This is a genomic window from Vibrio sp. D404a (genome assembly GCF_030248535.1).
GTDB lineage: Bacteria > Pseudomonadota > Gammaproteobacteria > Enterobacterales > Vibrionaceae > Vibrio.
In genome coordinates this window covers 45,097-66,108 of sequence record NZ_JAHGAJ010000008.1, presented here as the reverse complement: position 1 = coordinate 66,108, position 21,012 = coordinate 45,097, and the positions used below count along the sequence as shown (strand labels likewise).

23 protein-coding genes and 1 pseudogene are annotated in these 21,012 nt (G+C 45.4%); 14 read left to right on the top strand and 10 right to left on the bottom strand.

The window, feature by feature from the left end:
- Positions 1-4 precede the first annotated feature (4 nt).
- Positions 5-877 (top strand): universal stress protein, encoded by an 873-nt coding sequence (locus KI655_RS05730; RefSeq protein WP_285402579.1) that lies wholly within the window; start codon positions 5-7, stop codon positions 875-877.
- Positions 878-1,255: 378 nt separating this feature from the next.
- Here KI655_RS05730 and KI655_RS05725 read toward each other — a convergent pair whose 3' ends face one another.
- Positions 1,256-1,687 (bottom strand): PACE efflux transporter, encoded by a 432-nt coding sequence (locus KI655_RS05725; protein ID WP_285402578.1) that lies wholly within the window; start codon positions 1,685-1,687, stop codon positions 1,256-1,258.
- Positions 1,688-1,811: 124 nt separating this feature from the next.
- Between KI655_RS05725 and KI655_RS05720 the strand changes: the two genes are divergently transcribed.
- Positions 1,812-2,693, top strand: coding sequence for a LysR family transcriptional regulator (locus tag KI655_RS05720; RefSeq protein WP_285402577.1), 882 nt, complete (start codon positions 1,812-1,814; stop codon positions 2,691-2,693).
- Positions 2,694-2,781: 88 nt separating this feature from the next.
- On the opposite strand, the gene arsB is transcribed toward KI655_RS05720, so the two are convergent.
- The 6 genes and pseudogenes from arsB to KI655_RS05690 all read right to left on the bottom strand — a co-directional run bounded on the left by arsB (position 2,782) and on the right by KI655_RS05690 (position 8,142).
- Entirely contained in the window at positions 2,782-3,837 is a 1,056-nt protein-coding gene (gene arsB / locus KI655_RS05715) for an ACR3 family arsenite efflux transporter (protein ID WP_285402576.1), read from the bottom strand.
- 132 nt (positions 3,838-3,969) lie between these two features.
- Positions 3,970-4,308 (bottom strand): helix-turn-helix transcriptional regulator, encoded by a 339-nt coding sequence (locus KI655_RS05710; RefSeq protein WP_285402574.1) that lies wholly within the window; start codon positions 4,306-4,308, stop codon positions 3,970-3,972.
- 134 nt (positions 4,309-4,442) lie between these two features.
- Positions 4,443-4,661: pseudogene (locus KI655_RS05705) on the bottom strand (HPP family protein); the annotation flags it as partial.
- A gap of 34 nt (positions 4,662-4,695) precedes the next feature.
- Positions 4,696-6,324 (bottom strand): M48 family metalloprotease, encoded by a 1,629-nt coding sequence (locus KI655_RS05700; protein WP_285402572.1) that lies wholly within the window; start codon positions 6,322-6,324, stop codon positions 4,696-4,698.
- Positions 6,324-6,701, bottom strand: coding sequence for a hypothetical protein (locus KI655_RS05695; RefSeq protein ID WP_285402569.1), 378 nt, complete (start codon positions 6,699-6,701; stop codon positions 6,324-6,326). Before KI655_RS05695 ends, KI655_RS05700 begins: the two co-directional genes overlap by 1 nt.
- Before the next feature lie 31 nt (positions 6,702-6,732).
- Positions 6,733-8,142: a CHASE2 domain-containing protein gene (locus KI655_RS05690; protein WP_285402568.1), complete on the bottom strand. Its 1,410-nt coding sequence runs from the start codon at positions 8,140-8,142 to the stop codon at positions 6,733-6,735.
- A 297-nt stretch (positions 8,143-8,439) separates the two neighbouring features.
- On the opposite strand from KI655_RS05690, the gene KI655_RS05685 reads away from it, so the two are divergent.
- Positions 8,440-9,237: a Cof-type HAD-IIB family hydrolase gene (locus tag KI655_RS05685; RefSeq protein WP_285402566.1), complete on the top strand. Its 798-nt coding sequence runs from the start codon at positions 8,440-8,442 to the stop codon at positions 9,235-9,237.
- A 112-nt stretch (positions 9,238-9,349) separates the two neighbouring features.
- On the opposite strand, the gene KI655_RS05680 is transcribed toward KI655_RS05685, so the two are convergent.
- Complete coding sequence (locus tag KI655_RS05680; RefSeq protein WP_285402564.1) at positions 9,350-10,552, bottom strand: MFS transporter; 1,203 nt, start codon at positions 10,550-10,552, stop codon at positions 9,350-9,352.
- An 84-nt stretch (positions 10,553-10,636) separates the two neighbouring features.
- Between KI655_RS05680 and soxR the strand changes: the two genes are divergently transcribed.
- From soxR to KI655_RS05665, 3 genes are all read left to right on the top strand, one after another.
- A complete protein-coding gene (gene soxR, locus KI655_RS05675) occupies positions 10,637-11,083 on the top strand; it encodes a redox-sensitive transcriptional activator SoxR (RefSeq protein ID WP_285402562.1) in 447 nt (148 codons plus the stop codon).
- Positions 11,084-11,216: 133 nt separating this feature from the next.
- Positions 11,217-11,867, top strand: a complete 651-nt coding sequence (locus tag KI655_RS05670; RefSeq protein WP_285402560.1) for a DsbA family oxidoreductase — start codon at positions 11,217-11,219, stop codon at positions 11,865-11,867.
- 111 nt (positions 11,868-11,978) lie between these two features.
- Positions 11,979-13,175 (top strand): winged helix-turn-helix domain-containing protein, encoded by a 1,197-nt coding sequence (locus KI655_RS05665; RefSeq protein ID WP_285402558.1) that lies wholly within the window; start codon positions 11,979-11,981, stop codon positions 13,173-13,175.
- Here the strand turns inward: KI655_RS05665 and KI655_RS05660 are convergent.
- The gene (locus KI655_RS05660) at positions 13,164-14,048 is read right to left on the bottom strand and encodes a LysR substrate-binding domain-containing protein (RefSeq protein ID WP_285402556.1); all 885 of its coding nucleotides are present in this window, start codon (positions 14,046-14,048) and stop codon (positions 13,164-13,166) included. The two genes, KI655_RS05665 and KI655_RS05660, sit on opposite strands and share 12 nt — an antisense overlap.
- A 112-nt stretch (positions 14,049-14,160) precedes the next feature.
- Between KI655_RS05660 and KI655_RS05655 the strand changes: the two genes are divergently transcribed.
- The 4 genes from KI655_RS05655 to KI655_RS05640 all read left to right on the top strand — a co-directional run bounded on the left by KI655_RS05655 (position 14,161) and on the right by KI655_RS05640 (position 16,351).
- Positions 14,161-14,454, top strand: a complete 294-nt coding sequence (locus KI655_RS05655; protein WP_285402554.1) for a putative quinol monooxygenase — start codon at positions 14,161-14,163, stop codon at positions 14,452-14,454.
- Between the two features lie 3 nt (positions 14,455-14,457).
- Entirely contained in the window at positions 14,458-15,435 is a 978-nt protein-coding gene (locus KI655_RS05650; RefSeq protein WP_285402552.1) for a Gfo/Idh/MocA family protein, read from the top strand.
- Between the two features lie 233 nt (positions 15,436-15,668).
- Positions 15,669-16,007 (top strand): Fis family transcriptional regulator, encoded by a 339-nt coding sequence (locus tag KI655_RS05645; RefSeq protein WP_285402550.1) that lies wholly within the window; start codon positions 15,669-15,671, stop codon positions 16,005-16,007.
- Positions 16,008-16,072: 65 nt separating this feature from the next.
- On the top strand, positions 16,073-16,351 hold the full coding sequence (locus tag KI655_RS05640) for a hypothetical protein (protein WP_285402548.1): 279 nt from the start codon (positions 16,073-16,075) through the stop codon (positions 16,349-16,351).
- On the opposite strand, the gene KI655_RS05635 is transcribed toward KI655_RS05640, so the two are convergent.
- Entirely contained in the window at positions 16,348-17,103 is a 756-nt protein-coding gene (locus KI655_RS05635; protein WP_285402547.1) for a DeoR/GlpR family DNA-binding transcription regulator, read from the bottom strand. The genes KI655_RS05640 and KI655_RS05635 overlap by 4 nt on opposite strands.
- A 280-nt stretch (positions 17,104-17,383) precedes the next feature.
- Here KI655_RS05635 and ltnD point away from each other — a divergent pair, with 280 nt between their 5' ends.
- From ltnD to otnI, 4 genes are read left to right on the top strand one after another with little or no spacing between them, the layout of a single operon-like run.
- Positions 17,384-18,292, top strand: a complete 909-nt coding sequence (gene ltnD, locus KI655_RS05630; protein ID WP_285402545.1) for an L-threonate dehydrogenase — start codon at positions 17,384-17,386, stop codon at positions 18,290-18,292.
- A 25-nt stretch (positions 18,293-18,317) separates the two neighbouring features.
- Positions 18,318-19,574 carry a 3-oxo-tetronate kinase gene (otnK, locus tag KI655_RS05625; RefSeq protein WP_285402543.1) on the top strand — a complete coding sequence of 419 codons (1,257 nt, stop codon included), beginning with the start codon at positions 18,318-18,320 and terminating at the stop codon, positions 19,572-19,574.
- An 11-nt stretch (positions 19,575-19,585) separates the two neighbouring features.
- The gene (locus KI655_RS05620) at positions 19,586-20,233 is read left to right on the top strand and encodes an aldolase (protein ID WP_285402540.1); all 648 of its coding nucleotides are present in this window, start codon (positions 19,586-19,588) and stop codon (positions 20,231-20,233) included.
- On the top strand, positions 20,233-21,009 hold the full coding sequence (gene otnI / locus KI655_RS05615; protein WP_285402538.1) for a 2-oxo-tetronate isomerase: 777 nt from the start codon (positions 20,233-20,235) through the stop codon (positions 21,007-21,009). The genes KI655_RS05620 and otnI overlap by 1 nt, the downstream gene beginning before the upstream one ends.
- Positions 21,010-21,012: the final 3 nt, after the last annotated feature.

Here is a 21,012-nt window from a genome sequence, read left to right as displayed (position 1 = left end):
AATTATGACTATTCGAACCATCATTATGCCGTTCGCCTCAACAGCGAATGCCAACGAGAGGCTAGAAGGAGCACTGAATGTTGCGCGTTACTTTGGTGCGCATCTCGATGTGCTGCATGCACAAATCAGCCCTCAGCAACTTATGCCGGAAGAGCGTCAGCTACTGCCGAGCAAATGGTTGAATCGTATCGACCAGTTGGTGAACAACTATGTGGCGGAAGATATGAATGAATCCGAACAAGCGTTTGTGTCGCTGTGCGATCATTTGCAAGTGCCTATGCTCGATTCTGACGATCTGGTGATGAACGAAGCGAATTTGAAAGTGAGTGCGCAATGGCACAACTTATCGGGTTATCGTGCTGATGTGGTCTCGGAGCGCGGTAAAGTTTCAGATCTGATCATTATTCCAAAGCCGCTTCATGGCAAAACCAGCGTCAGCTTTGATGTAGCGTTGGAACATGGCAGTCGCCCGATTTTATTAATGCCAAGAGAGCAAAAACAGTTCAACCCAGAATGTGTTTTGATTGCTTGGAACGGAGATGATCCGGGTGCTCGCGCAGTGAAGGCAGCGATGCCATTATTGCGCCAAGCCAAGAATATTATTGTAGTGACCAGCGAACGCTCATTGGATAAGAAACCGAGCCAGCAAGATCTCAAACGCTACCTTGGGCTGCATAATATTGATGCGGAGTGCATCTCTTTCAAAGAGGGCAGAACGCGAACGCCACAGGCGATCTTAGCGCATGCAGAGAAGTTCAACGCGGATTTGATTGTAGCGGGGGCATTTGCCCATAAAAAGATGCATCAACAAATACTTGGTGGGGTGACTCGTAAGCTGTTAGGTAAAACCACTGTGCCTTTGTTTATGGTGAGCTAAACGAATTGTCGTCCTCAATCACTAGGGCGCAAGCGTGCGAATTTTGTTGTGTTTATTTGTGCGAGTGACAGCTGGTTGTCAGCTTCATTCGATACAGTAAGTGTATGGGCTAACTGAATATTGACCCGTCCAAGTTATGTTGTAAAACAGTCGTATTTATCTCCTTTTTACGACTGCTTCTTTCTCAGTTAGCCCCTTTTTCCCTTCTTAGTGTGCTTTTTCAAAGTGGCGTTACTATCTCCAGGTATGCCCAGCGCTTCCGCTTTAGGTCAGCGCTTCCACTTTACTTCTGCGCTTCCGCTTTACTTCAGCGCTTCCGCTTTACTTCAGCGCTTCCGCTTTACTTCAGCGCTTCCGCTATACTTCTGCGCTTCCAGTTTAAGCCAACGCTTTCACTTTACCTTTGCTCACTAGCATGTCTCTGACAGAGTCATACGCCCAGTTGAAGCCAATTGCGTACAGAACAAAGAAAATAACCAGACCGATATCCATGATAAGCACGGTTAGGAAGTCCAGTTGAAGCACCCACATTAGGACTGGCAGCGTGACGGTCATGAGTCCAAGCTCAAAGCCTAGGCCGTGGAAGAGGCGGGTTTTCTTGGTGCGCTTGCTGCGGTCTGCCCCAAATACCTTGTCATAGCCGTAGTTGTATACGTAGTTCCATGCCATCGCAATCAGTGACATTGCCAATGCAAGCCCCGCCATTTTCCCTGCACCGTTGCCAGTAATGTAAGTCGCCAGTCCGGCCATTAGAACCAAGGCAACCAATTCAAATAGCACCATATGTAAGATTCGTTCTTTGTGTGACATGTTGTTCTCTCTTTATTTCGTGTTCCTTTGGGCTTTATTGCCCTTCAATGTTGGCAATAATATCTTTTATGATGATAATAAAAAGATAGTAACTATCACTTATAGTGATGATAGGTAGGGTGACATGTACAACATTGAACAGCTCAAGATGTTCGTTTATGCGGTGGAGCTAGGGTCGTTTTCAGCGAGTGCTCGAAAGCTGGGTAAGGTTCAGTCTGCGGTGAGCCAAGGTATTGGTAATTTAGAGATCGACTTTAATGTCGAGCTGTTTGACCGCTCGACGCGCAAGCCAACCTTAACCTCCGAAGGCACACAGATCTATAAACAGGTCAAAGCGATCGTATTGCAGATCGAAGACCTCAATATCACAGTGAATGCGATTGGCGATAAGCAAGAAGGGTTGCTGCGAATTGCACTTGATGATGCGCTTTTAATGCCGAATTTACCGAAAATTCTGGGAGAATTTAGCGAGCGATTTCCTGCAACAGAGATTGAGTTGATAGCCTGTACGACGACGGAAGTGAATCAGTTCGTGACCGATGAAAAGGCGGACGTCGGCTTGATGTTTACGGATCTCAATTTTGATATCAGCTCTGAGCCTTGCTTTATCGGTCACCTGCCTTTTGTGGCGGTTTGTCATCCACAGCATCCATTGGCACAGGTCGGGACGGCGCGGGTGGCTGAACTATTGCCTCACCGACAGGTAATGCTTAGGGGAGATAAAGGAAAACTGATGGACCAATTTCCCCTGATTGCAGGAAAGGTATGGTGGTCAAACAGCTTTATCGCGATTCGTGAAATGGTGCTAGGTAGTGATATTGGTTGGGCATATCTGCCGGAACATTTGGTGAAAGAGGAGATCAACAAAAAGCAGTTGGTGGAGATAGATATCGCCTTTGACCATAAAACTTGGTCACCGCCGGTGGATCTCATTCTTTCCAAAAAACCGGACAAGGGACCTGCGCTAAAGTGGCTAGAGCAAGGACTGAAAAACCTGCTTGATTAGGTTTTCTTCTACAGATACAAAAAGCTTCTAGCAGATACAAAAAGGGCTCACGCCATATCGGGTGAGCCCTGCAAATCATCATCTAATCTTAGTTGACTGATTTTACTGTTTGACCTGAGTAGTACTTGTCTTTCATTTTCAGTGCCACATTTACCAGGTAAATCAGAACCGGAACTTCAATCAGTGGACCAATAACGCCGGCAAACGCTTGGTCAGAGTTAATGCCGAATACCGCGATAGAGACCGCAATCGCCAACTCAAAGTTATTACCCGTTGCAGTAAAGGCAATCGATGCGTTCTTGTCGTAATCAATGCCCATCTTTTTACCAACAAAGAAGCTGATAAAGAACATTACTGTGAAGTAAATGGTCAGCGGAATCGCGATTAACAATACATCCATTGGCAGTTCAACAATCATCTCACCTTTTAGGCTGAACATCAGAACGATGGTTGCCAATAGGGCAATCAAAGTCATAGGCGAGATGCGTGGAATGAACACATCGTTGTACCACTGTTCACCTTTTGTCGACACCAAGATCTTACGGCTAAGGAAACCCGCTAAGAATGGGATACCAAGGTAGATAAGTACACTGTGCGCGATGTCGATCATAGAGATGTCAACAATCATGCCTTCGTAGCCTAATACAGGTGGTAGTACGCTAATGAATAACCAAGCCATGAAGCTGTAGCTAACCACTTGGAATGCGCTGTTTAGAGCAACCAACGCCGCACCGTATTCTTTGTTACCGCCACCGATATCATTCCAAACCAATACCATTGCCACACAGCGAGCAAGACCGATTAGGATAACGCCGACCATGTAACCTGGGTGATCACCCAAGAAAGTGATAGCCAGTACAAACATCAAGATTGGACCAACAATCCAGTTCATGATAAGTGACAGCTTGATCGCTTGCTTATCTTTAACAACTGTACCGAGCAGGCTGTAATTGACCTTAGCCAATGGTGGGTACATCATCAGAATCAAGCCAATGGCCAAGGGAATATTCGTGCTACCTACTGACATCGATTCATTCCACTGTTCAATTTGTGGGAACATGATACCCAGAAGGACACCCAGCCCCATGGCGATGAAGATCCAGAGTGTTAAGTAGCGATCTAGAAAACTCAACTTCGGTTTCATACTATTTTCTCTTTGTTTGTTATCGCAAATCGTCGAAAGGCGATTGATTAAAGCAAAAAAATACACGCGTCTGCGATATACCTATCGGGTTCTCACTCAGCGTGCTGTTCGTTGTTAGCCTTGTAAAGGCTGCTATTTCAAAATGTTGTTAAAGATAGATTCGAAGCGCTGAATGTTATTGCGGTCAATTCGGTAACACATCTTTGGTGGGATGGATTCCGCTGTAATAAAACCGCTGGCTTTCAGAATTCTTAAGTGCTCAGAAACCGTCGATTGAGCCAAACCCAACTCGCTAACCAAGTCACTATTCAAACAACCACCGGCCTTCTCTAGAGCAGAGAGAATACTTAAAATACGTACTCTTGCAGGATGAGCAAGTGCTTTGGCTAGGGCGGCCATCTCTTGTTCTGCTTCGCTGTTACCAGGTGGTAGCGTACCGCAGTTACCCTTCGCTTCGCATAGTGCTGTCATAGTGGTGTTTCGCTTACTACTAATCGTTAAAAGACGATTAATAGTAAGCTTAATTCATCAGACGGTCAAATTTATCTTGTCTAGAATGGTGTGTTTTTTGGGGTTGCGATAATTTTTTAATTAGAATCAATCGCTTAACTATATCTATTTCCAACCCAATAGAGTGGCCAAGCCTGACTTTTGCTACTGTTGTTGAGTAGAGCGCCAATACAAACTAGCGCCAAACTGCCACTTAAAACCGGCGTTAACAGAAACATCCAATCAATATTGGTGGTTCCTGCCAGAGTAATCACAATAGGGTTCGCCCCGGCTGGTGGGTGAACTGCAGAAAAATGCTGCATGAGCAGGATGGCACCAGCAAATGGTTTGTGCTGGTGCCTAGCTGATTTAGAGCTCAACCATGTCGGTGAGGGAGCTAAATGAGTCCATCAGACTATTCCCGGACTCCTTACTCTGTGGAATCGCTACCCCAGCGCTATTGTGGCATTGAGCAACGATATTACTTTCACTCAACCCTTTACACTTAGTAAGCAGGTTATCCACTTCGGTTTCGTTTCCTAGAGCCTTATGAGCGGCAATGTACTCAGGTAAAAAGGGTACTTGGGTGCCAATAACTTGCTCGCCTTTTGCAAGAAGCTTGAGCGAGTTTTGTGGCTTTTTCTGCTCTCGATAAGATTGTGCTGCAAGAGTAAAGGTTTGGATCGAGGCGTAGTCCCAGTTTTTAATCAGAGCCAAGTTTTGCAGCGCTTTTGAGTCTAAGTTCTGCATCTTACGAACACCGTAAAACGCTAACCTTGGGTAAGCATGGTGCTTCGTTGGGCCCGATACCGCTTTTCTAGCCAGCGTTTCCGCGGTTTTGACATCACCATACTCTAAAGCCTTGAATGCTTCAGACGCATGCCAGTAGTTTTCTTGGATCTGTTGTCCTTTGCCTTTTTTCACCACCTTCTCAAAATCACCGGGAGACATTTTTCTCTTACGCTCTTTGCGATACTCTCGTTTCACGTAAGCGGACAAGTCTTTCTTACGATCCATTGGAGAGGCGTGTCGAGCAGAGAAGCTTTGCAGCAGCTGTGTTCCCGCTTCATTAGCTGCTAAATAGCCTAAGTTACTCCATTTGTTATCGCTTGATAGATGTTTGCCTGCGTCACTCGCCAACGTGACAAAGCTCTGAAACTCTTTTTTCTTGGCTTTTAGTTGCGCTTCTGTGAAGTTTTGACTGCTCTCTAGGCGCTCCAATACTGGAGAAAATGCACGTGGGCTGTAGCCAGCTTTCACCAACAAATCCATACCGAGCAGATCGGCTTCGTCTTCATCGCTGCGGCTCATTGAAGAGCTAATGACATCGCGGCTCAGTCTGTTGATGGTCAAGCCTGCTCGATAAGAGTCTTGAATTAAGCTCTTGGTCGAGTCTTTATTTTGACTCGTGACTTTGTAGCCGTTGGCAGTTTTCTCCGTTTTCATATCGGTAATCAATGCCGTGCTCATTGCGATATTGGCTGTTTTACTGACCAACGCGCTTTGCTTAGCAAAGTACTCATTGGTGGCATTGTGCCCCAACAGAATATGAGAAAGTTCGTGAGCAATAATGAAAGCGAGCTCATCTTCTGATTCTGCATCCGCTAGTACACCTTGAGTAATTACAATGCTGTCGGGTGTTGCATAGGCGGAATAGTTACGGTCAGACGACACCATGATAGAGATCTCTTTATCAATCGGTTGGTCCCACTGCTTGAGGATCTTAGTTAACAGGCCATCAAGGTACTTGTCGACGTAAGGGTTGGCGACCAGATCTTTATCGGCTGCAGCTCGAGTATTGACGATGTTCTTAAACTCTTGGCTGGTGGCAGCATCGGTAGAGGCTGTCTCGCTGGCGGGGGAGTTCGTTTCACCGAGGTGTTGGTCGATAAACTTCCCATCAAAGGACTCATATTTGCTGCCCATGATGTTGTTGATACTGTCGACCGCACAGCCAGATAACAAGAGGGGAGCGGCAATCCAAAGTAGCTTTTTCATTAGTTACACCCCTCACCAAGACCCAATGTAGCGTATGTACCGCTGTCGCTTTTGGCGCTTATTTTTTGCGTGCTACACACCACGCTAGCCACGGCTGTCTTGTTTAATTGCACTTCAATTTGGTCAAACCATTTTTCTTGGCCGTCGATTTTCACCATCACCATTTGTTCTTCTTGGTCATAGTTTTCTACCACCAAGCCGCTCTTTTTAGGATCCGGTAGAGTACTCTTCGGCACATCAGCACAACTGTTGTCCTTGTCACACACCCAAACGTTATCGACCAAAAAATCGATAACCTTGACTTGATCTTGTGCCATGACAGCAGAGGATGCGAGACCAAAACTTAAGCCTAAAACTAACGTTGATAACGATTTCATAAATGTTCCTTATTTACTGAGTGTTTTCTGTTTATTGTGTGTTTCTTAATTTATGTTTTGTGGTTTTTGCGAATAGACAGACCCTCTCTTTGTAAGATTGGAGTTTTGGTCTGAAAGCTTCAAAAATGAAGAAGAAAAAGATGGGTAAATCAATGAATATAATCAGGATTAATCCATACCAATTAGGTGCACCAACATTGAGGACAAAGTGGGATATCGCGACGGAAAGGGCGATTACCGCGATGATAATCAGCATGGGAACAAAAGCGCCCCACAGTTTTTGTCGCTCGTCGAAATGTTGCGTCTCTTGCTGATCCAAAAAGTTGAAGCGAAACCAAATCACAAGGAATAGCACGATGGTTTGTACTGAGATTTCGACCATGTCAGCGATACTCAGATTGAATAGGCCAGCATCGTCGGGAGAGCGCCAGTATTCACCATCGAGTGTAACCAAGTTATCGAGCGCCATAGCGTGAAAGTAGACACCAGGCAGCGTGCCATGAACGGGCGATACGACTAGGTCAACACCGCCAGTCACGTGATAGCCAACCAATACCATTTTCCCTTGAATGGCTTGTTTTAGCTCTGGAGAACCTGCTGCTCCCGGAGCGCTGAGTTTAGAGGCGGCAATGGTGAGAAAAGGTGGGCAACGTTTTCGAAGAGCACTATCCACATCATCTTGATCTTGAATGCCTTGAGTCAGGCTAACAACCAGCAGCTCTTTGAGTTGTTGCCATTGGCTGAGGGTGGCATCGCCGCAACTCATTCCTAGCGGAAAGAACTTTTCTTGGTCTGGTGCGTGTTTATTGCTCCACTGAACGATCACGGAATCATCAAGGTTGTCCATTTGGGTCTCATCGCATTCAGTGGTGCGCTGACACCAATCTTTGTACATTGCTGCGGCGACCGTGTTCATCTTTTTGTCATTCCAAGGAACAGAAAGAGGGTAATAGCGACCTTCTCCACTCCATGACACAGCAGCAAGCTCAGAAACATTGGCGATTTTGTGTCTCAGTGATTCAGGGTCATTGAGACGAGCCTCTGTGTCGTAATAGGTGTTACTGGCCATAAATATGGGGAATTTTTGTCGGTCCAATGTCGTTAGCCAGCGGTTTAGGCTATCTGAGTGTTCATGGTGTTGAAGAATGTCATAGAACATGGATTGCGGTTCGAACCGAGAAATGGTCTTGAGCAACCGAGCGAGGTTTCGATAACTGACGGGGTACGTGTTGGTTTGGTCGATGTACTGGTCATCGATTAACACCACCACGATTTCATCGGAAACAGTGTCACTAAAAAAGGGTGACCATAGCCTAAGGATGTGGTCTTCGTAATGGTCTTCGGCCGAATTACGAATACCCAAGGGATCAACAATGAAGACAAGTAAAATCAGACCAGTAGTAATAAGTGCTTTGGAGAATATTTCGAAACTAAAAGACATCAAATCTTGACCGTCGATAACCTATAAGCAAGTTGTTGGTGAACAACCTGTTGCAAATTTGTTCAAAAATAGCACTAGAGAATGACACTTTATGGGAGGAATATCACAAATAAGGCGGGCATTTATAAATGAAACAATAAGTTAATGATGAGTCCCACTTTAAGTGGAATTTATTGATTTAACTGTCAGTTGAAATATGTGTTTGAGACAAGAAATCGCAGTCGCTATTGAGATATACTTTCAGGCTTAGTTCGCGTTGGCGAGCGTATGACAATAATTTTAAGGTAAGTTTTGAAGATGCCACACCACAACATTAAATTTATCGCTGCTGATATGGACGGCACTCTACTTAATGAGCATGGGAAACTGGACCCTGCGTTTTTCGATCTATACGAAAAGCTGGAAGATCAAAACATCATGTTTGCTGCGGCGTCGGGTCGTCAGTACTACAGCTTGATGGAAACCTTTGCTCCAATTAAAGATCGCATGATGTTTGTTGCTGAGAACGGCACACTCGTGATGCACAAAGGCGAAGAGCTATACAGCTGCACGATTGAGAAATCGTCCATTCAAGCCATCATCAAAGAAGCTCGCACGATTGAGGGCGCACACCTAGTTCTGTGTGGCAAGAAGTCTGCTTACATTGAAACGAAAGATGAGCAAGCCACCACCGAGTTTGCAAAGTATTACCACCGCTGTGAATACGTGGATGATCTGCTAACGGTTGACGATGAGTTTATCAAAGTGGCGATTTGTCATTTCGATGGCTCACAAGAGTGTGTGAATCCGGTCATCAATGAGAAGTTTGGTCAGGATTTCCAAGTGGTTGTAAGTGCTAAGATCTGGCTTGATGTGATGAATGCGGAGGCTTCAAAAGGGGCCGCTATCAAGCATCTTCAAAATACCTTGGGCTTCACTTATGAACAGACGATGAGCTTTGGTGATTACCTCAACGACTACGAAATGCTAAAAGAGAGCTACCATTCGTATGCGATGGAGAACGCGCACCCTCAGCTTAAAGAAATCGCGCGTTTCAGTGCGCCAAGCAATAAAGAAGCGGGCGTATTCCAAGTGCTAGAAAAATTACTTGGCTAATTGATCCACGCCTCTGACAGGCTCTAAAACCTGATATTTGAATTAAAAACCAGCCCAAATAATGGCGCTGGTTTTTTATGCTTGATGCTCGTTTAATAACGAGGCACGAAAGTTAGATGCACTGATTGGATAGGGTACATTCAGGTTTGATTTGTTTAGCCAATTTGGTCATCCATAGCGCTGCCGCCAAAACAATCACGCCTGCAATCACAAAGCCATGAACGATCGCATCGACAGACGCGAGAAAGGCAATCAGCACATAACTCAAGCTCTGAGTTAGGGTCGCGAATAGCGTGAGTCCGCCATCAACGCGTCCTCTTTGCCCCATATCCACTGCATGGTGCATCCAGTTGGTTCGTGCGATTCGATTGAGTGCATTGAAAGCACCCAGAACAAGGGTCAGTAAGATGATATAGGTTGGCTCTGTCACTTGTCCTATTGCAAGCAAAGTAATACCAATAACCAACATTGAGATGTTCATCACCGATTGGTGTGAAGCCATCTTGAGTATTTTGGGTAGCAGTAGGCCTATGAACAGTGCCCCTACACCCAACGCGATATTATATAGAGCAAGCCAGTCTCCGGTGATTTGGATTTCTGAAAACCAGATTGGCACCAAGCGGCTTAGGTAGGTTAATACCGGATACGAGAGACACGATGCCATAAGAAAGGCAAAGAACTCCGGGGATTGCCAAACCAGTTGTTTTATCTCAATTATCTGTTGTTTGAATGGCGTTCGTGCTTGTGGCGTCACTTGTCGGCGATAAGGGGTCACTAGATAACTGATTGTCGCCAATAGAGAAGCAAACCCTGCAAAAATCCCAAATTCGATTATGCTCCATTGCTCTAATAATATGACACCGAGAGCACCAGCCCCCAACGTAGTCGACTGCATCACAATTTCTTGATAGCTCGATATTTTTGCGTATTCGGCTTGGTCATAGTTTTCTTGGGTAAAGGCGTTGTTTGTATGCCATGCTAGGTTGCTTGAAACCCAAAATACTACTTGAGCAGCGCCAAATACCCATAAATTTCCCCAATTCAGTGTATATACCAGAGCGACCAAAAAAGCGGTGATGAATTGAATCACTTGCATCCATACCAAGATCTGCTTGCGAGAGTGTCGGTCAATCATGGCCGAGAAATAGGGTGTGGCACAGAAGGTGGTTAAGGTACAGATCAAAGCGGTGAGAGCGACAAAGCTTCCTTGCCCTGGCTGAGCTAGCATCAACCATGGGAGCGCCAACATAAATAGCCCAGAGCTAATGCCATCAAAAAAGCGTCCTGCAAGATAAGGTGGGGTCTTATTTTTCATAATCTGTCCATGTAATTGATTCCGTTTTGAGCTACTCTAAATCCTAAAGTTAACTTGAGGTCAACGGGTTTTAGGAGAAAGTTTATGCATATGACGGTGGGGCAGGTTGCCAAGCGAGCTGGTGTCAGTGTGCCGACACTGCACTTCTATGAGCAGAAAGGGCTGATCACCAGTACCCGAGATCAGGGTAATCGCCGTCAGTTTGATCGACAGATCTTACGTCGGATTGCGGTGATTAAAGCGGCGCAAAACATCGGCTTGTCTCTACAAGAGATCATTGATGCACTCGCGACACTGCCTACTCATAGAGCGCCCAAGAAAGAGGAGTGGGAACAGCTCGCACTTGATTGGAATAAACAGCTAGAAGCGAAGATCCAGAGCCTGAAAACGCTGCAATCTGAGCTCAGTGGCTGTATTTACTGTGGGTGTTTGTCTATGGAGAAATGCAAACTTTATAACCCAGATGACACAAAAGGGGTGCATGAAGCGGGTGGTAGTCTGACTCAGGGAAGGCCGGAAACTGCCGATTAATTCTCGAATGACCGCGCTTACTCTTGATGACAAGAAGGCATAAGTTAGTACTGAATGGTGCTTGAACGACTGTTCATGTTTGACTATATTACAGCATCGATATTAACCGTAATGAGAGTACTGAGTGAAAGTTATGAGTAAGAAAATTCAACTGGATCTTGTTTCTGATGTAATGTGCCCTTGGTGTGTGGTTGGATACAAGAACTTAGAGAAAGCGATTCACGATCTAGGCGTTGAGCAGCAGATAGACCTGACTTGGCAACCATTTGAACTCAACCCAGATATGCCTGCTGAAGGTGAAAACCTTCGTGAGCACTTGATTCGTAAATATCAAATTACCGCAGAGCAGAGTAAGCAAAATCGCTTAAACATTGCAGAACGTGGCAAAGAGGTCGGCTTTACGTTCGATTTTTACGATGACATGAGAATGGTTAACTCACGCCATTTACACGTGTTACTAGAGTTCGCTAAAGAGCATGGTAAGCAAACGGAACTTAAACTGCGTTTCTTCACTGCACACTTTAGCGAACAGAAAGATCTGTCTGACCTAAACGTAGTGAAAGCTGAGTTAGAGCAAGTGGGTCTAGACGCTGAGAAAGCCCTTGAGCGTTTGAGTCAGGCATCTCACATCGAGCAAGTAGAGGCGCAAGAGTTCCAATGGCAAAGGTTGGGTATCTCTTCTGTCCCGACAGTTGTGATCAACCGAACCAGTGCTGTTACCGGTGCTCAAACGGTAGAAACTTATAAACAGATCTTACTTGAAGAGCTAGAACAAGCGTCATAACGATCTGCCGAGTCTATAGAGAGTGTTTGCTGTTTTGTGACTATATCGTTTTACAGCAAACATTCGAATCGATAGGCTCTTTTTATTCCCTTCGTCATTCTCAGGATCTTTATGGATTCACTGTCCCTTCCTCAAGTGCGTAAAATCATTCTGCACTCTCAGCAGTTGCCTCCCAAGCAGACAAAGCAGGCCTCAAAGGCAGTGACATTATCCGCCATTGAGCAGCTTGGCTACATTCAAATTGACACCATCTCAGTGATTCAACGTGCTCACCATCATACGTTATGGAATCGAAATGCTCGCTATCAGCCTAGCGATCTCGACGTTCTGCTCGATCAAAAACAGGTCTTTGAATATTGGTCTCATGCCGCTGCTTATTTACCAATGCGCGATTACCGTTATAGCCTTTATCGTAAAAATGGTTTTAAAAGCGGGCAACTGAAACACTGGTATAGAAAAGATCAGCCCCTAATGGATAAGGTACTCAAACGCATCGAGCAAGAAGGGCCTTTAATGGCCAAAGACTTTGAGGGCGAGAGAGCGAACAAAGGTGGGTGGGGTGGCAAACCCGCCAAGCAGGCATTAGAGACCTTATTCATGCAGGGTGACTTGATGGTTCCGAAGCGAGTTAATTTTCATAAAGTGTACGACCTGACTGAACGCGTGATCCCGAGCGACATTGATATTAGTGTGCCTAGTGAAGTGGAATACGCTCGCTACTTGATTGTGCGATATCTGGAGGCCAATGGCGTTGGTCTAGCGGCTGAAATGAGCTATCTGCTGAAGAATATCAAACCTCAGTTGATCGATGTGCTGAAAGAGATGTTGGAGCAAGGTGAGTTGATCAAGGTTGCTATCGGACAGCAGCACTACTACATGCTTCCTCATTCGCTTGAGCTGTTAAAGCGCCCGCTGAGCCGCAGCAAACTCAAGATTTTGTCGCCGTTTGATAATCTGTTGATTCAGAGGAAACGAATGAGCGCATTGTTTAACTTCGATTACTTAATTGAGTGTTATGTACCCGAGGCGAAGCGTCAATATGGCTATTTTAGTCTGCCGATATTGTGGCAGGGTGAACTGGTGGCTCGTATGGATTGCAAGGTCGACCGTAAACAAGGGTGTTTACATATCAATAACTTAGCGTTAGAAGACAAATTACAACAATGGGATGACTTTATTGATGCATTGGGTCAGGAATTAACGCAGTTTATGGCGTTTAATCATTGTCACTCTTGTAATGTTCACAAGACTTCACCTTCAACCCTGCGCCCACTCTTGGCAGAACATTTAAAGCAGCTATTTGGTTAGCGCCAGTTCATTTAACACGAAGTCGACAAAGGTTCGATTCTTCAACGATAGCTGTTTGGTTTTATAGAGCAGATGTATTGGTTTTGGCTTCGGGGTTTGTCCAACTAAGATCTCTTGCAGTACTCCTTTTTCCAACTCCTCTTCAACTAGAATTCTCGGTTGCAGCAATACACCAACGCCTTGCAATGCCGCATAGCGCAGTACATCCCCATTATTAGAGGTTAAACGGATATGTTCAGATGTTCCTGATTGGGTGGCTGTCTGTTTAGTTTGACTGTCGCCACGGCTGGAGTAGCTGAACCCCAGGGATGGATGATTTGCGAGGTCGTCGAGTGACTCAATCGTAGGGTGGTGCTTTAGATAGCAAGGCGATACGCAATAAATCATCTCATAGTCCCCCAAATGACGAGCGACCAAACTGGAGTCTGTCAGGTCACCAATCCGCACGATCAAATCAATATCGGATGAGTAAGGATCAACCAGATCATTGTTGAGCATCAATTCAACGTTGATGCTTGGGTGCTGGCTTAAGAACTTGGCAATGATGGGAGCCAAAACCTTATTTCCATAGGTGATCGGACTGTTGATTTTGACTGTACCTTGAGGCTTGTTTTCGAGTGTCTGAATCAGATTCTCTGCATTGCTGATGTCTTCTAGAATTCGTTTACACTCGCGGTAATAGAGTTGCCCTGAGTCTGTCAGTGACTGTTTGCGCGTGGTTCGATGCAAGAGTTGAGTATTAAGGCCTGTCTCTAGTGAGTGAATATGCTTGCTGATCATGGTCGCTGAGAGGGCAAAGTGATCGGCCGCTCGTCGAAAACTGCCATGCTCAACCACATAAGCGAATACCTTCATACTGGTGAGTTTATCCATATTTTAGTCCTATTAAACACTCTTGGTTTACAAATAATAAACGAAAGATGAGTTTATCAATTATTAGGGGGTAATTATATTGAAGGTGAACTAAAACTGTGGAAAGACGAGAATGACTAATCCAATCTTCGTGACGGCTGAGCTAAGAATTAAGCCAAACATTGAACGCGCTGTGGCCATTGAGGCTATTGAACAATTTTGTTTAGACATGCAGAGTGAAGCGGGCTGCTTGCAAGCAATCGCAACCTATGATGAAAAACAGAGTGATCGAGTCATACTGTTAGAACAGTACGTCGATCGTGATGCCATTAATCAGCACTTTGGTATGCCTCACACACAAGCCTTCATTGAGCGTGATATAGCGGAATTAGTACAAGCATTTGAAACTCAGAAGCAGGAGAAGTAAGTCATGAAATGGGGAATTCTAGGAACCAGCTTTATCTCAGGCGTTATGGCAGATGCGATCAAAGGCGATGCTCAAAGTGAGCTGTACGCGGTTGCTGGTCGCACAGAAAAAACACTTGATGAGTTTGCAGCCCAGTACCAACCAACACGCACCTTTAACAGCTATGACGCTCTTATTGAAGATGAGTCGGTTGATATCATCTACATCGCGCTACCAAATCACGTTCACCACGAGTACGTGATTAAAGCGGCTAAAAAGGGTAAAGCGATTCTGTGTGAAAAATCGTTATCGGTTGATATGGAGAAAACCGAACAAGCTCTGCAAGCCGTAAAACAAGCGGGTGTTTTCTTTGCAGAAGGCTTGATGTACCTAAACCATCCACTGATCGCCAAGCTTCATCAAGAGCTAGCAACCGGCGAAATTGGTGAAGTACGCTCAATTCAAGGTTCATACGTGGCGGCGATTGACCAGTTTGTGAATCCAGAAAGTAAAGGTGCATTGTATAACCTTGGCTGCTACCCGATGTCTCTGATTCACTCGGTCGCGCAACACCAGTTTGGTGAGAGTGTATTTGAAAGCGTAAAGATCTCTGCAATCGGTCGACGCGGCCACGATGGTAATATCTGTGAATCGTCAGCGATGATGCGCTTCAATGATGGTTTTACTGCGCAAATCCACACTGCAGAAGACCACGGTTTAAAGCATGGTTTCACTATTTTAGGTAGCAAAGGCTGTATCACTCTCGACACCAACCCATGGTTACCGACTGAAGAAAGCACATTCACGGTTGAGATCTATGAAACGTCGAAGCGTGAAGTGAAAGTCGAAGCGCAAGGCGATGGCTTCCATTATCAAGTGCGCAATATCCGCCAAGCGATTGAGCAAGGTAACAAGGAACTGGCTGCGCCAATGGCAACTCATCAAGACTCTCACGTAATCATGAAGTTACTGACGGATTGGGAGCACGCTGCAAGCGCCTAATCGTCCTCTCAATTTTTACGACTCATGCTGAACTACCTCGCTGTACCTATCAGCAATAAAGCATGAGTCGTTATCCTCTCTACTGCTTCTCTAATCAGTTTTTCTCTATTCACTTCTATTGCGATTCTTTATAAACCCTTTGCATTTGAAACCTCAGCGGTGTCCAATACCGATTCAAGCGACAATGTAATAAAAACCTTATTATTTAAGGTGTTAAATAGGAGTTTTTGTTGATGCGTAAATCCGATAAGAAGATAGAAAACCAGATAAGAGATGTGTTGACTGATGTCTGTGAAGATACGTTAAAAGGCTACGAGGGTTTTCTTTGGGTGACTCATACGGTCAATTTCTCTTCTTTTCCGCAGAGCCTGAAAATCGTTTGTGTATTCAACACCAACAAAGACAGAGCCAATTTCTTAGAATCTAATGGCCAGCAACAGGTGTCAGCCGTTGTTCAAAACGCGTTCAATCAGGTTGGGATCAAACTTAAGAATGCGGACAAGCACATTAGCTACGACACCCAAGAAAACTGCGACCGTGACCATCAAGGTAAGTGGGGCTCAAGGCTTTAATATGTTTTTGATGGACATACGCTTCAGCACATCAGAGAAAGGTGGTTTGAGTGAAGGAGACTCGAATGTCAGTGAATAAGAACATGCTGCTCGGCGTGCTAAAAGAACTCTCTTTGTTAACCCTTCTTCTGCTTGTTGGAGGTATCGTCTGGTTTTGTTGGTATTTCTGGGGCGCCAGTATTGCACCATTCGACGATCCCTATCTTTCAGGTGTTGAGTATCAACGCCTGATCGATAAGGAGAATCAGCTGATCACTGTCGGAATGTGGGTCGGCAAGGCATACATTATTGGTGTTTTAGCTTTGTTTGCAGTTCGAGTTGTTAAGCGGTTTCGCTCCAGTTAGCGGATGACCTCAATACCTTTTTCATGCAGCTCTTCAACGACACTCGTCGATAGGTTACTGTCGGTGACAATGCCATTCAACTCTTCGATATCAAGTGCATGGAAGCTAGCAATTCGACCATACTTGGTTGAGTCTGAGATCAAGTAGTTTGTCTGTGCTGCTCGCACGATCGCTTGTTTGACCAAGACCTTATTTTCATTTGGCGTGGATAGGCCCTTTAAACTCCATGAAGAGGAGGAGATAAAAGCCACGTCAATATTCACACCGTTTAAAAACTCCGCAACCTTGCCCCCAACGCTTGATTGGTTTTCACGATCTACTTTACCGCCTGTATGGTAGATATCACATCGAGTGTGATTCATTAGGTAGGCTGCGATTGAAAAGTCATTGGTAATAATTAATAAGTCGTCACGACCGGCTAATTGATGGGCAATTTCTAATGAGGTTGTTCCTGCATCTAAATAAATGGTTGCCTCAGGTGAGATCAAACTTGCTGCCAACTCTCCAATTTGCACTTTTTCTAACGCTTGTTGCTCAGCTTTTGCATCGTGTGAGAGCTCACTGTGAAGCGCTTGCGCCAGTTGAACCCCTCCTGATACAGATATCACCTTACCTGATGATTCAAGCTTCACGATATCTCGGCGTATTGTCATATGTGAAACATCGAGGTGTTCTGTTAATTCAGAGATACTGATTACTTCTTGGTGTGAAAGCAGCGATAAAATCGTGCGTTGGCGTTCAGCTGGAATCATGTTTTTTCTTCTATATCTTTGTTTTAACACATCCTACCAATCTTCACAGTGCTTGTGAATATCTGTGAACTTATGTTCTAGAACAGCCTGCATTATTGTGATTTGACGCCTATAAACGACTTTCTATGCCTATAAAGGGTTAAATCGACAGGTGTATGTTAACTTTTGTTAAAAGTGTGACTTATCACTAAGTAGTGAACGGTTGCTTCACATATAATCACAAACATAAACAAGAATTAACAAAATCTACTTATATATTTTCCAAGAAGGCATTGTTGTTATGAGTGAAGTTCAATCTGTCGGTGTTATTGGTTTGGGTTCGATGGGCATGGGTGCTGCGAAGTCATGTGTACGTGCAGGGTTAGATGTCTATGGTTTCGATTTAAATCCTCAAGCGCTTGAAGAGCTAGGTTCATTCGGTGCGAAAGCGGTATCTACTAATGCGGTTGAGTTTGCAGACAAGCTAGATTCAGTTCTCGTTCTGGTCGTGAACGCAGCTCAAGTTAACACGGTACTGTTCAAAACGGGTCTTGCGGCGGCGCTAAAGCCAAATACACCGGTTATGGTGTCTGCAACTATCTCAGCAGAAGACGCAAAACAAATTGAAGCGAAACTGGCAGAGCACAACTTAATGATGCTTGATGCTCCGGTTTCTGGTGGAGCAATTAAAGCGGAAGCGGGTGAGATGACCATCATGGCATCTGGTTCGCAAAGCACATTCGATGTGCTTGAGCCGGTGCTAAATGCAACAGCTGCGAAGGTTTATAACATTGGTGAAGCGATTGGCTTGGGCGCTACGGTGAAGATCATTCACCAACTGCTGGCTGGTGTTCATATCGCGGCCGGTGCAGAAGCGATGGCTCTGGCAGCACGCGCGGACATTCCTCTCGACTTAATGTACGACGTTGTGACCAATGCGGCAGGCAATTCTTGGATGTTTGAGAATCGCATGAAGCATGTGGTTGATGGCGACTACTCACCAAAGTCTATGGTCGACATCTTCGTGAAAGATCTCAACTTAGTATCTGACACAGCTAAAGACCTGAAATTCCCACTTCCTCTTTCAAGCACAGCACTGAACATGTTTGTGAGTGCAAGCAATGCCGGTTTTGGACAGGAAGATGACAGTGCTGTTATCAAGATCTTTGATGGCATTGAGCTTCCAGGCGTAGAACGCAAAGACAAGTAAGCGAAAGTAGAGTGGAGAATAAATCATGTTATTAGGTGTTATTGCAGATGACTTTACTGGCGCAACGGACATAGCAGGTTTTCTGGTAGAAAACGGTATGCGCACAGTTCAGCTTAACGGAATTCCAAAAGAAGAGATTGAGATCAACGCCGATGCGGTTGTGATCAGTCTTAAATCTCGCTCTTGTCCAGTCGGTGAGGCGATTAATGATTCAGTTGCAGCTCTTAAGTGGCTGCAAGCGAATGGATGTCAGCAGTTCTATTTCAAATATTGTTCAACCTTTGATAGCACAGCAGAAGGCAACATTGGTCCAGTAACTGATGCACTGCTTGCTGAGTTAGGTGAAGATTTCACTATGGTATGCCCTTCGCTGCCGGTGAATGGTCGCACAGTTTACAACGGCCATCTGTTTGTATTCCAAGAGTTGTTAAGTGACTCAGGTATGCGTAATCACCCTGTGACGCCAATGACAGACTCTAGTGTTATTCGCATGATGGATGCGCAAGCAGAAGGCACAACAGGCTTGGTTAACTTTCAGGTTATTGAGCAAGGCGCTCAAGCTGTCACTGAACGATTTTCTGAACTCAAGCATCAAGGGAATCGTTATGCCGTCGTTGACGCGTTCAATGCTGAGCACCTTGTCACACTTGGACAAGCGGCAAAGTCTCTGAAGCTAGTGACGGGTGGCTCAGGTTTAGCTGCTGGTATCGCAAAGAATTGGGTCGAGCATCTAGAAGATCAAACAGATGCCAAACTGGCGGGGAATCCTGCTAAAGCGGAAACGGTTGTTTTTTCAGGCTCTTGTTCAGTAATGACCAATCAACAAGTTGCTGTCTACAAAGAGAAAGCCCCACACTTCGCGATTGATGTGAAAGCGTGTTTAACCGATCAAGATTACTCAAACCAAGTCTTCGACTGGGTGATGACACATATTCAGAGTGAGTTTGCTCCACTAGTTTACGCGACTGCGGATGCGACTGCGTTGAAGGCAATTCAGGAAGAGTTTGGCGCTCACGCCTCTAGTCATGCGGTGGAGCAGTTCTTTAGCCAGTTGGCGATCAAACTACAGCAACATGGTGTGAAAAACTTCATTGTTGCGGGTGGTGAAACATCGGGCGTTGTGACACAGAGTTTAGCGGTGAAAGGTTTCCATATTGGGCCTCAGATTGCTCCGGGTGTTCCGTGGGTGAAGTCGGTGGAAGGTGAACTTTCACTTGCACTCAAATCTGGCAATTTTGGCGATAAAGACTTTTTCGCTAAAGCTCAATCGTTCTTTGTATAAGTGAGGCTGTGATGAGTACTAATGTGATGACAGAACAGCAACTACGTGAGCAAATGGTTATTTTGGCTCGTTCGATGTTTGAACGTGGCTATGCAACAGGCGGTGCAGGTAATTTATCTCTTAAGCTTCCTAATGGTCACTTCTTAGCGACACCGACGGGCTCGTCGTTTGGTCGTCTGGTCGCGGAGGAGCTATCGGTTGTCGATATTGATGGCAACCATATCTCTGGTAAAAAACCATCAAAAGAGGCGGCTTTTCACCTTGCGATTTATCGTAATAACTCTGAGTGCAATGCGATTGTTCACTTGCATTCAACCTACCTGACGGCACTTTCTTGCCTTGAAGGTCTTGACCGCGCGAATGCCATAAAGGCCTTCACACCTTACTTTGTGATGCGCATTGGTGAGCTGCCAGTGATTCCTTACCTACGTCCGGGTGATCCACAAATTGCAGAAGAGTTAGCACAACGTGCAGGGGACTATCGCGCCTTCCTATTGGCGAATCACGGTCCTGTTATTACGGGTTCTGATTTTGAAGATGCCGTAGATAACGCCGAAGAGTTAGAAGAAACAGCCAAACTGGCGTTCATTCTTAAAGACAGCAACATTCGTTATCTAACGGATGCAGAGGTTCAAGACCTAAAAGGGAGAGGTAAGTAATGGCTAAGTTCGCAGCAAACCTGACCATGTTATTCACAGAAGTTCCATTTCTAGAACGTTTTGAAAAGGCTCACCAAGCAGGCTTCAAAGCGGTGGAATACCTATTTCCATACCCATTTGAAGCGAAAGAGCTGGCAAGCAAGATGGAACAGTTTGGTTTTGAACAAGCGCTGTTCAACATGCCTCCGGGTGATTGGGACGCTGGCGAACGTGGCTTCGCTGCTATTCCTGGGCGTGAAGAAGAGTTTAAAGCGAGTGTCGACACGGCGCTGATGTATGCCGAGGCATTGAGCTGTAAAAAGGTTCACGCAATGTCGGGCTTTCTTGATGAGCGCTACAGTCGCCAACAGCATATCGATACTTTCATCTCAAATATTCGTTACGCAGCAGACAAGTTTGTTGAGCATGGAATTGAACTGATGATTGAGCCTCTCAACAATCGCGATGTCCCTGACTACTTTGTGGCACATCAACGTGACGCCGTCGAGCTTATCAAGCAAGTGGGTCGTCCAAACGTGAAGTTGCAGCTTGACCTGTACCACGCACAAATTATGGATGGCGACCTGAGCACTTTGATTCGCGATGTCGCGCCTTATACCGGCCATATCCAAATCGCTTCTGTTCCAGAAAGACACGAACCTTCAGAGGGGGAGCTCAATTACCCTCACCTGTTCAATGTGCTGGATGAGTCAGGTTACCAAGGGTGGATTGGCTGTGAGTACAACCCACGCAACACAACGGAACAAGGTTTAGGTTGGGTTAAGCCTTACCTCTAATCA

What these genes read in the sequence shown, in the direction of transcription:
- KI655_RS05730 (WP_285402579.1), top strand. Translation starts at nt 5, where the DNA reads ATGACTATTCGAACCATCATTATGCCGTTCGCCTCAACAGCGAATGCC.
- KI655_RS05725 (WP_285402578.1), bottom strand. Translation starts at nt 1,687, where the DNA reads ATGTCACACAAAGAACGAATCTTACATATGGTGCTATTTGAATTGGTT.
- KI655_RS05720 (WP_285402577.1), top strand. Translation starts at nt 1,812, where the DNA reads ATGTACAACATTGAACAGCTCAAGATGTTCGTTTATGCGGTGGAGCTA.
- arsB (WP_285402576.1), bottom strand. Translation starts at nt 3,837, where the DNA reads ATGAAACCGAAGTTGAGTTTTCTAGATCGCTACTTAACACTCTGGATC.
- KI655_RS05710 (WP_285402574.1), bottom strand. Translation starts at nt 4,308, where the DNA reads ATGACAGCACTATGCGAAGCGAAGGGTAACTGCGGTACGCTACCACCT.
- KI655_RS05700 (WP_285402572.1), bottom strand. Translation starts at nt 6,324, where the DNA reads ATGAAAAAGCTACTTTGGATTGCCGCTCCCCTCTTGTTATCTGGCTGT.
- KI655_RS05695 (WP_285402569.1), bottom strand. Translation starts at nt 6,701, where the DNA reads ATGAAATCGTTATCAACGTTAGTTTTAGGCTTAAGTTTTGGTCTCGCA.
- KI655_RS05690 (WP_285402568.1), bottom strand. Translation starts at nt 8,142, where the DNA reads ATGTCTTTTAGTTTCGAAATATTCTCCAAAGCACTTATTACTACTGGT.
- KI655_RS05685 (WP_285402566.1), top strand. Translation starts at nt 8,440, where the DNA reads ATGCCACACCACAACATTAAATTTATCGCTGCTGATATGGACGGCACT.
- KI655_RS05680 (WP_285402564.1), bottom strand. Translation starts at nt 10,552, where the DNA reads ATGAAAAATAAGACCCCACCTTATCTTGCAGGACGCTTTTTTGATGGC.
- soxR (WP_285402562.1), top strand. Translation starts at nt 10,637, where the DNA reads ATGCATATGACGGTGGGGCAGGTTGCCAAGCGAGCTGGTGTCAGTGTG.
- KI655_RS05670 (WP_285402560.1), top strand. Translation starts at nt 11,217, where the DNA reads ATGAGTAAGAAAATTCAACTGGATCTTGTTTCTGATGTAATGTGCCCT.
- KI655_RS05665 (WP_285402558.1), top strand. Translation starts at nt 11,979, where the DNA reads ATGGATTCACTGTCCCTTCCTCAAGTGCGTAAAATCATTCTGCACTCT.
- KI655_RS05660 (WP_285402556.1), bottom strand. Translation starts at nt 14,048, where the DNA reads ATGGATAAACTCACCAGTATGAAGGTATTCGCTTATGTGGTTGAGCAT.
- KI655_RS05655 (WP_285402554.1), top strand. Translation starts at nt 14,161, where the DNA reads ATGACTAATCCAATCTTCGTGACGGCTGAGCTAAGAATTAAGCCAAAC.
- KI655_RS05650 (WP_285402552.1), top strand. Translation starts at nt 14,458, where the DNA reads ATGAAATGGGGAATTCTAGGAACCAGCTTTATCTCAGGCGTTATGGCA.
- KI655_RS05645 (WP_285402550.1), top strand. Translation starts at nt 15,669, where the DNA reads ATGCGTAAATCCGATAAGAAGATAGAAAACCAGATAAGAGATGTGTTG.
- KI655_RS05640 (WP_285402548.1), top strand. Translation starts at nt 16,073, where the DNA reads ATGTCAGTGAATAAGAACATGCTGCTCGGCGTGCTAAAAGAACTCTCT.
- KI655_RS05635 (WP_285402547.1), bottom strand. Translation starts at nt 17,103, where the DNA reads ATGATTCCAGCTGAACGCCAACGCACGATTTTATCGCTGCTTTCACAC.
- ltnD (WP_285402545.1), top strand. Translation starts at nt 17,384, where the DNA reads ATGAGTGAAGTTCAATCTGTCGGTGTTATTGGTTTGGGTTCGATGGGC.
- otnK (WP_285402543.1), top strand. Translation starts at nt 18,318, where the DNA reads ATGTTATTAGGTGTTATTGCAGATGACTTTACTGGCGCAACGGACATA.
- KI655_RS05620 (WP_285402540.1), top strand. Translation starts at nt 19,586, where the DNA reads ATGAGTACTAATGTGATGACAGAACAGCAACTACGTGAGCAAATGGTT.
- otnI (WP_285402538.1), top strand. Translation starts at nt 20,233, where the DNA reads ATGGCTAAGTTCGCAGCAAACCTGACCATGTTATTCACAGAAGTTCCA.